Below are 9,066 nucleotides of genomic sequence, written 5' to 3' on the forward strand. Positions count from 1 at the left end.
TTCCAGGATGGCCCGCTGGACCAGCCGTTCCCCGATCTCGGTCGTGTCCATTCGTTCACTCGTTCGTTGACGTGACGGCCGCCGGCTTGGCCTGCGGTCGCCTTGATGCACCTAACGCACTCGCGGGCCGCGACAGGACGCGGACGCGGCCGTGTCCGCCTTCCAGCGATGGCTGCGTTCGTGTTCGTTGAATCCGGATCGTCGATTCGGAGCAGGCACCGGCAGGACCGGACAGGGGGCGAGGTGGCGGTCGCATGGCGACAGGCAACATCGGCGTGCTCGTTGCGCGACGCGTTCGCGTGCGGGCCGATGGCGCCCGGCGCCTGTGCGACCGCCGTCATCGCGTTGCGCCCGTGGCATCCCTGGCGCGACGAGACGTGGTCGCTGCTGGACGCGTCCGAACGCGACCGCGCAGGCCAGCGGCGTTTCGCCGACGACCGCGAAGCGCTCGCGCTCACCTATGCGCTGCACCGGCTGTTCGTGGCCGCGTCGCTGGGCGTCGCGCCGGAATCGATCACGATCGCCCGCGATGCCGAAGGCGCGCCGTATCTGCCCGGCATCACGCTGCACGGCCGGGCCGTGCACACCAGCCTGAGTCATGCCGACGGTGTCGCCGCGTTCGCGCTGTGCGCGCTCGGACCGGTCGGCATCGACATCGAAGCCGCGTTCCGCGCGTCCGAATTGCCCGGCATCGCGACTAGCGTGTGCCATCCGTCGGAACTCCAATCGCTGGCGAACCTGCCCGAGCCGGCGCGCAGTCGTGCGCTGCTTGCGCTGTGGGTTCGCAAGGAGGCGCTGCTCAAGGCCGAGGGCATTGGGCTGGCGCGCGAAATGTGCAGTTTCCACGCCGCCGCCGGCGGGGAATTCATCCTGGCCGGGAGCGCGCGGGAACTTCCTGCGGCGTGCAGCGTGCGCCTGGCCATGCTCGATGTAGGCGAGCGATGGACCGCGGCCGTAGCGGCGCCGCGCGAGGCCGCGGTCGAATGCCTGCAATTGCATCCCCACGATCCACCCGCTGGCCGGAGTGCCGGCGGAAGGTCGTTGTCCTTGTCGTGACTGCGTCGCACAGGGGACGTCATGACCATGACGCGCGACGCCCGGCCCCGGCCGGCACTTCTCCGGAACCTTCCAACGGCTGTCTGTCGGACGTGCGTGCGCGATGGCGCGCGCACCGCGTAGGAGTGCGGTCCCATGATGTTCGGAAAGGCGAGTCTGAAGAACCGGGCGTTGCTGCTTCTGTGGCTGCTCGAAGTGCTCCTGGTGATGGCGGCGGTGATGGGCGCGGCGTGGCTGCGCTTCATGAACGACCCCGAAGGCCACGAGATCTTCTCCGAGAACCTCACCGTGCGCGCGTTGCTGGTGGCGGCGTTCGTCACCACCGCGATGGCGGCGCTGGGCCTGTACCAGGTGCACGTGCGGCTCAATCGCTTCGAGTTCGCGCTGCGGCTGCTGGTGTCCTTCGCCATCGGCGGCATCGGGCTGATGGTGCTGTATTACCTGATCCCGAACGCCTACATCGGTCGCGGCGTCATCGTGATTGCGATGGTCCTTGGCCTGATCGGCATGGCGGCGCTGCGGTTCTGCGTGATGCACGTGTTCCGCGGCGACCTGTTCAAGCGCCGCGTGCTGGTGCTTGGCGCGGGACACAACGCGGACCTGATCAACACGCGCATGCGCCGCGGCAGCGATCGGCGCGCGTTCTCGCTGATCGGCTTCGTGCCGATCGAAGGACAGGAAGCCTGCGTGCCCGATTCGATGCGCGTTGCCGCGCCCGATGGCTTGGCCGACATCGTGCATCGCTTGCAGATCAGCGAAGTCGTGGTCGCGCCGGACGAACGTCGCGGCGGCTTGCCGATGGAGGAGATGCTGACCTGCGTGCAGCGCGGCGTGGCGATGACCGACCTGTCCACGTTCTTCGAACGCGAAGCAGGCCTGGTCACCACGAACCTGTGCGATCCGTCGTGGCTGGTGTTCTCCGGCGGTTTCGATCATTCGACGTCGCGCTGCATGAACAAGCGGCTGTTCGACGTGCTCGCGGCGTCGGCGCTGCTGCTGATCGCGTGGCCCTTCATGGTGCTGGTGGCGGCGCTGATCCGCCTGGAATCCAGCGGTCCGATCCTCTACCAGCAGACGCGCATCGGCGAAGGCGGGCGGCCGTTCGAGCTGATCAAGTTCCGCAGCATGCGCGTGGATGCCGAAGGCGACGGCGTGGCGCGGTGGGCGCAACGCGGCGACGACCGCACCACGCGCGTGGGCAAGTTCATCCGCCTGACGCGACTGGATGAATTGCCGCAACTGTTCAACATCCTGCGCGGCGAGATGAGCATCGTCGGCCCGCGCCCGGAACGTCCGCAGTTCGTCGACATGCTCAGCCGCGAGATCCGCTATTACGCCGTGCGTCATTGCGTGAAGCCGGGCCTGACGGGCTGGGCGCAATTGAGGTACCCGTACGGCGCGTCCGTGCGTGACGCGGAAGAGAAGCTGAAATTCGACCTGTTCTACGTCAAGAACCACGGCCTGGTGTTCGACCTGATCATCCTGTTGCAGACGGTCGAAGTGGTGTTGTTCCAGCGCGGGTCCAGGTAACCAGACGCGGACGAGGATCCAGCGCGTCGGTGCCGAGGCCAGGCCGGAGTCGGACCCGCCCGGCGATCACTCCCCCTCTCCCGCGTGCGGGAGAGGGCAAGGGGTGAGGGCAGGCGGCCTGTAGCGCCTTCTGGTTCATTGGCGGATTTGCCCTCACCCCAACCCTCTCCCGCAAGCGGGAGAGGGGGCAAAGTCAAAAGCCAACGTCGTAAGCCAAAGCCAAAAACGTCACGGCCCGAACGCCTCTTCCTCGCCGTTCTCGTCCTCCTTGACCGGCCGCGGCGTCAGCGTCATCAGCCGGTTTGGCGGCACGCTGGCCCAGTCGACCACGTGGCCGTCTTCGAAGCGCACCCACGAGGAACCATAGTTCCACACGTCGTCCTGCACGCGTTCGGGCGCGCCCTGGATCGCGACGACGGCCGCTTCCTCCATGCCCAGTTCCAGCCTCGGCGTGTTGGGGTCGACGGCGGCGGCCACGGCGTCGCCGTTGTCCGCATGCGGCGCGACCTGCGCGGTTTCCGACCAGTGCAGCACCACCATCACCACCACCAGCACCAGCACGCTGAGCACCGCGATGCGCGGCGTCATGCTCTGCGTGGCGCGATCGCTTTCGCGCGGTGCGGCGCGCAAGGCCGTCGTCGTGAAGTGCGCGGGCTCCGGTGCGGCACGCGAAGCCACTGCCGGTCCGCGTGGCGTGGAGCCCGGAAGACGCCCGTGTATGCGGTGGAAACGGATGGCGCCCGAGTACAGCGCGGTGAGTTCGGTGAGCGCCGCGTTGGCGTCGTCGGAGGCGGGACGGTCCAGGTGCCGGTCCGGATGCAGTTCGCCCACGCGGATGCGATACGCGCGCTTGAGGTCTTCGAGGCTGCAGTCCGGATGCAGTCCAAGCTGCATGTACAGAAGCGCGAAGTCCTGGCTCATGGGGCCCCCTTGTCGGGGCCAATCCTAGCGCGGCTTCACGCGCCTTGCATCGCTTGGCCGATGCGCCGCGGACGTGGCCGTTCGCACGCGTGGGACGCGTTTGATTCGACGAGAGGGGCAGGGAAGACGCGAATGCCGTGGTCGGCATCGGTCGTGCCGCATGTGGGGTGAGCGATGTCGTTGGGTTCCGGCACACAACCAGTTCGCAGGCCCGAGGCGGCCCGCGTCGTGGTGCCGGGCGCGGGGTGCGTGGCAGCGGTCCGGCCGCACCCGATCGCGACGACACGCCAACCTTTGGCCGCGCAACGCATCCGGGCGCAATGACGCAGCGGAGCCGGCGCGACAACCGGTCTTGACGAAATCCGCCGGCCGATCGACGCCGGTTTGGACGTGATCGTTGCCGACGGCGCACGTCGCCGGCAGGTGGAGAAGGAGCAGGCGCATGGGTACGCGGGCAGTGGCGGCACGGGAAGACACCGGCAATCCGATGCCGGCCATCGATTCGCCGCTGCTGGATGTACTTCCGCAGCATTCCGCTGCAGGCGATGACGCCGCGCAGTCGCTCGCGTTCGTGCTGCCGTCGGATGTTGCAGCCGCGTTGCGCGGCGATGACCGCGCGCGTGACGCGCTGGTCGCGGCGCTGGTGTCGGTCGAGTCGTGGCTGTCGGGCGCCGATGACGTCCTCGCAACGGTGCGACGCGACGATGCCTGGCATCAGGCACGCGTGGCGAGCTCCACAAACCGCGCGGGCCTGGCCGGCGCCATCGATGCCGCCGGTCCGATCGCGGCCCCGCAGCCGTCCGCGTGGGCGGTTTCGGACGAGCGCGGCGACATTCCCGACTTCGCCGCATCGACCTGGCGCATCGACGCCGATCGCCTCTGCGTCGACTTCCGCGCGCCGCTTTCGCGCGAAGCCGCGGCGCTGCTCGGCGAGGCCGTGGTCCGCAGCCTGCGCATGCTCTCCGCCGACGCCCACCTGCCGCTCTCGAACATCGACGCGCTGGATCCGGCCGATCGCGCGCGCCAGATCGATGAGTGGGCCATCGCGCCGCCCGCACGCAATGAATTCGACACCGTCCACGCCTGTTTCGCGCAGACGCTGGCCGGGTTCGCCGAGAAGACTGCGGTCGTGCATGGCGATGCCGCCATCACCTATGCCGAACTGGATCGTCGCGCCGCTTCGCTCGCCACGCGCCTGCGCACTGCGGGCGTGAAGGCCGGCGACATCGTCGGCGTCGCGCTGCCGCGCTCGCTCGACGCGGTCGTCGCGCTGCTCGGCGTCATCAAGGCCGGTGGTGCCTATCTGCCGATCGATCTCGCGCTGCCGGCCGAACGCGTCGCCTTCATGGTCGACAACGCGCGCGTTCGCGCCATCGTCGTCGATCTCGCGCTGCATGCGCCGGCGCTGCCGCGCGACGCGCTGCGCGTGAACGTGCACGGCCACGATGCGCCACTGGCCGACGAGCCCGGCACCGATGGCGACTCGCTCGCGTACGTGCTCTTCACCTCCGGCTCCACCGGCGTGCCGAAGGGCGTGGAAATCCGCCACCGTTCGCTCGTGCGTCGCCTGCGCGGCGTCGACTACGTCACGCTCGACGCCGACACGCGCATGCTGCACCAGGCGCCGCTCGGCTTCGATATTTCCGGGCTTGAGCTGTGGGGGCCGCTGTTCAACGGCGGCACGATCGTCGTGCACGACGAAGTGGCGCCCACCGCCGCGCGCCTGCGCGACACGATTGCGCGCCACGGTGCCAACGCCGGGATCATGGCCGCGGCGCTGTTCAACGCCGTCGTGGACGAGGACGCGACGATCTTCGCGAACATGCGCGACCTCATCGCCGGCGGCGAAACGCTCTCGGTCGACCACATCCGCCGCATGCAGGCCATCGCGCCGCAGCTGCAGCTGCACAACGGTTACGGTCCGACGGAATGCACGATCATGTGCACGTCCTACGCGATCCCGCGCGACCTGCCCGCGGATGCGGCGTCGATCCCGATCGGCCGCGCCATGCAGGACACCACCGCCTACGTGCTGAACCGTCGCCTCAAGCCGCTGCCTGCCGGCGTGATCGGCGAGCTGTGCGTGGGCGGCGCGGGCGTTGCGCGCGGCTATCTCGCACGTCCGGAACTCAACGCGGAGCGCTTCGTGCCCAATCCCTTCCTCGACGGCGACGTGCTCTATCGCACCGGCGACCAGGTGCGGTTGCGCGAGGATGGCCTGATCGAATTCGTCGGCCGCACCGACGCGCAGGTGAAGATCCGCGGCCATCGCATCGAACTGACCGAGATCGAGTCCGTGCTCGCGCGTCATCCCGCGATCGCCTCGTGCGTGGTCGTCGCGCGTGCCGATTTCCCCGGCGAGAAGCGCCTGGTCGCGTACTACGTCGATACCGGCTTGGAAGCGCACGCACCGCAGCTGCGCGCGCATCTCGCCGCGGCGCTGCCGCCGTACATGGTGCCTACGCGCTACGTGCGGATGGACGAACTTCCGCTGACGACCAACGGCAAGATCGACCGTCGCGCCTTGCCCGCACCGGATCGCCGCCGGCCCGAACTCACTTCCGACTTCGCCGCGCCGATCAGCGCACTCGAAACGAAGTTGTGCAGCGCGTTCGGCACGCTGCTCGACATCGACGGCGTCGGTCGCGACGACAACTTCTTCGAACTCGGCGGCAGTTCGCTGCTGGCCGTGCGCCTGGCCGAGCAGATCCGCGTGGAAGGCTGGCAAGCCGACGCCGCCGGCCCGCGCGTGGCCGCGCCGACGATCTTCCAGAACCCGACGCCCGCGCGTCTGGCGGCGGTGCTGGAAGGCGTACAGGTTGCGCACGCAGCGACACGCCGTGCGGTAGATGCGCGCGAGCCGATCGCCATCGTCGCCATGGCCGGGCGTTTCCCCGGCGCGGACGACGTGGAAGGCTTCTGGAACAACCTGTGCGAAGGCCGCGATTCGATCACCCAGTTCCGCATCGACGAACTCGATCCGGCGGTGAGCGCGGCCGACCGCAACGATCCCGGCTACGTCGCCGCGCGCGGCGTGATCGACAACGTCGAACTGTTCGACGCGGCGTTCTTCGGCATCGGCCCGCGCGAAGCGGAGCTGATGGACCCGCAGCAGCGCATCTTCCTGGAGCTGTGCTGGGAGTGCCTGGAACGCGGCGGCCACGCGCCCGACGCGACCGGTTCGACGGTCACCGGCATCTTCGCCGGCATGAACAACGCGACGTACTTCCAGCGCCACGTGTCCGCGCATCCGGAACTGGTGAACCGCGTCGGCGCGCTGCAGGTGATGCTCGGCAACGAGAAGGACTACATCGCCACGCGCGTGGCGCACAAGCTCAACCTCACCGGGCCCGCGGTCAGCGTGCATACGGCGTGCTCGACCTCGCTGGTCGCCATTGCACAGGCGGTGGAAAGCCTGCAGTCCGGCCTGTGCGACATGGCGCTGGCCGGCGGCATCGCGGTGACGTGCCCGCCGCGCAGCGGTTACCTCTACCAGGAAGGTTCGATGTTGTCGCCCGACGGCCACACGCGCACCTTCGACGCGAATGCGAAGGGCACGGTGTTCGGCGATGGCGCGGCGGTGGTGCTGCTCAAGCGGCTGTCGGACGCGATCGCCGACGGCAATCCCGTCTATGCGGTGATCCGCGGCAGCGCGCTCAACAACGACGGCGCCAATCGCGCCAGTTTCACCGCGCCCAGCAGCGAAGGGCAGGCGGCGGTCATCGCGCTGGCGCACGACAAGGCGGGCGTGGACGCGCGCAGCATCACGTATGTGGAAGCGCACGGAACCGCGACGCCGCTAGGCGATCCCATCGAAATCGAAGGCCTGACGCGCGCATTCCGCCGTTCCACCGGCGATGCCGGCTTCTGCCGCATCGGTTCGCTGAAGAGCAACGTCGGCCACATGGTGACGGCGGCCGGCGCGGCGGGCGTGATCAAGACCGCGCTGTCGCTGCACGAGAAGCGCATTCCCGCGAGCATCCATTTCGAATCGCCGAACCCGACGATCGACTTCGCCAGCACGCCGTTCGTGGTGAATGCGCGCATGAGCGCGTGGGAGCGCGAGGGCGACGCGCCGCGCCGCGCGGGCGTCAGTTCCTTTGGCCTCGGCGGCACGAACGCGCATGCCGTGCTCGAAGAAGCGCCGCTGCTGCCCGGATCCGACGCGGCGCGCGGGCCGCAGCTGCTCGTGCTGTCGGCGCGCACGCCGGCGGCCCTGGGCGCAGCGACGGCGCGACTGGCCGATCACCTCGACGCGAATCGTGACGTGAACCTCGCCGATGTCGCATGGACGCTCGCGGTTGGGCGCAAGGCCTTCGCGCACCGCATCGCGATTGCGGCGGACGACGTGGCGACCGCAATCGAAACGCTGCGTGCACCCGACACGCAGGCCGATGCACTGCGCAGCCGTCCAGCACGCGCGGCCGAAGTCGTCTTCATGTTCCCGGGGCAGGGCGCCACGTATCCCGGCATGGGCCGCAGCCTGTACGAGGCCGAGCCCGTATTCCGCGATGCGCTGGACGAATGCGCCGAGCTGCTGCGCGACGACCTCGGCTTCAGTCTTCGCGAACGCCTGTTCGCCGACGACGCCGAAGCGCTGCTGCCGACCTCGATCATGCAGCCGGCGACGTTCGCCATCGAATACGCGCTGGCGAAGTGGTGGATGAGCCGCGGCATCGCGCCGGCGATGATGATCGGCCACAGCATCGGCGAGTTCGTCGCCGCGACGCTGGCCGGCGTGTTCGAACTGCGCGACGCCTTGCACCTCATCGCGCGTCGCGGTGCGCTGATGCAGGCGCAGCCGGCCGGCTCGATGCTGTCGATCCGGCTTCCCGCCGATGCGGTACGCGACCGGTTGCCGGCGACGCTGTCGCTCGCTGCCGAAAACTCGCCGCTCGCCTGCGTGGTCGCGGGCGAATCCGATGCCGCCGCCGCGTTCCAGGCGCAGCTGGAAGCCGAGGGCATCGCCTGCCGGGCGCTGAGGACCTCGCACGCGTTCCACTCGGCGATGATGGAACCGGTGGTCGCGCCCTTCCGCGACGCCGTCGCCGCGGTGCGCCTGAACGCGCCGACGCGGCCGATCGTATCCACCGTCACCGGTGCGGTGCTGACGGCGGACGAAGCCACTTCCCCCGACTACTGGGCGCGCCACCTGCGCGAGCCGGTGCGCTTCTCCAGCGCGCTGCAGGCGCTGCTGGGCGACGCCGATGCCGCCTCGCGCGTGCTGCTGGAAGTCGGTCCGCGCGGCACGCTGAACGCGCTCGCGCGGCAGCAGCCGGTCGTGCAGAAGCAGCGCATCGCGACCGTCGCCAGCCTCGCCGACCACCCGTCGAGCGAGCGCCGCGACCTGCTGGCCGCCGCCGGGAAGCTCTGGAGCCAGGGCGCGGCGGTCGATCCGTCGACCTTCGACACGCGTGCGATCCGCCATCGCGTGCGGCTGCCGACCTATCCGTTCGAGAGACAACGTTATTGGGTGGAGGCGGTTGCTGCGAGCCCGGGCAACGTGATCCCCCATCCGGCCGTCGCGGCCGCCGCTCGAACCAACCCCGTACTGGAGAC

General features: G+C 69.3%; 3 protein-coding genes and 1 pseudogene. 3 read left to right on the forward strand and 1 reads right to left on the reverse strand.

Annotation, left to right across the window (positions count from 1 at the left end):
* Positions 1–282 precede the first annotated feature (282 nt).
* Both ABIE51_RS07840 and ABIE51_RS07845 read left to right on the forward strand, forming a co-directional pair.
* Positions 283–1,056, forward strand: coding sequence for a 4'-phosphopantetheinyl transferase family protein (locus ABIE51_RS07840; protein ID WP_192630303.1), 774 nt, complete (start codon positions 283–285; stop codon positions 1,054–1,056).
* Positions 1,057–1,191: 135 nt separating this feature from the next.
* A complete protein-coding gene (locus ABIE51_RS07845) occupies positions 1,192–2,586 on the forward strand; it encodes a TIGR03013 family XrtA/PEP-CTERM system glycosyltransferase (protein ID WP_232338543.1) in 1,395 nt (464 codons plus the stop codon).
* Between the two features lie 228 nt (positions 2,587–2,814).
* Here ABIE51_RS07845 and ABIE51_RS07850 read toward each other — a convergent pair whose 3' ends face one another.
* Positions 2,815–3,507: a J domain-containing protein gene (locus tag ABIE51_RS07850; protein ID WP_192630304.1), complete on the reverse strand. Its 693-nt coding sequence runs from the start codon at positions 3,505–3,507 to the stop codon at positions 2,815–2,817.
* A gap of 955 nt (positions 3,508–4,462) precedes the next feature.
* Between ABIE51_RS07850 and ABIE51_RS07855 the strand changes: the two are divergent.
* Positions 4,463–8,809, forward strand: a pseudogene (locus tag ABIE51_RS07855) (amino acid adenylation domain-containing protein); the annotation flags it as partial.
* Between the last annotated feature and the right edge of the window lie 257 nt (positions 8,810–9,066).

It is taken from the genome of Lysobacter sp. OAE881 (assembly GCF_040546665.1).
GTDB classification, from domain to species: Bacteria; Pseudomonadota; Gammaproteobacteria; order Xanthomonadales; family Xanthomonadaceae; genus Lysobacter_J; species Lysobacter_J soli.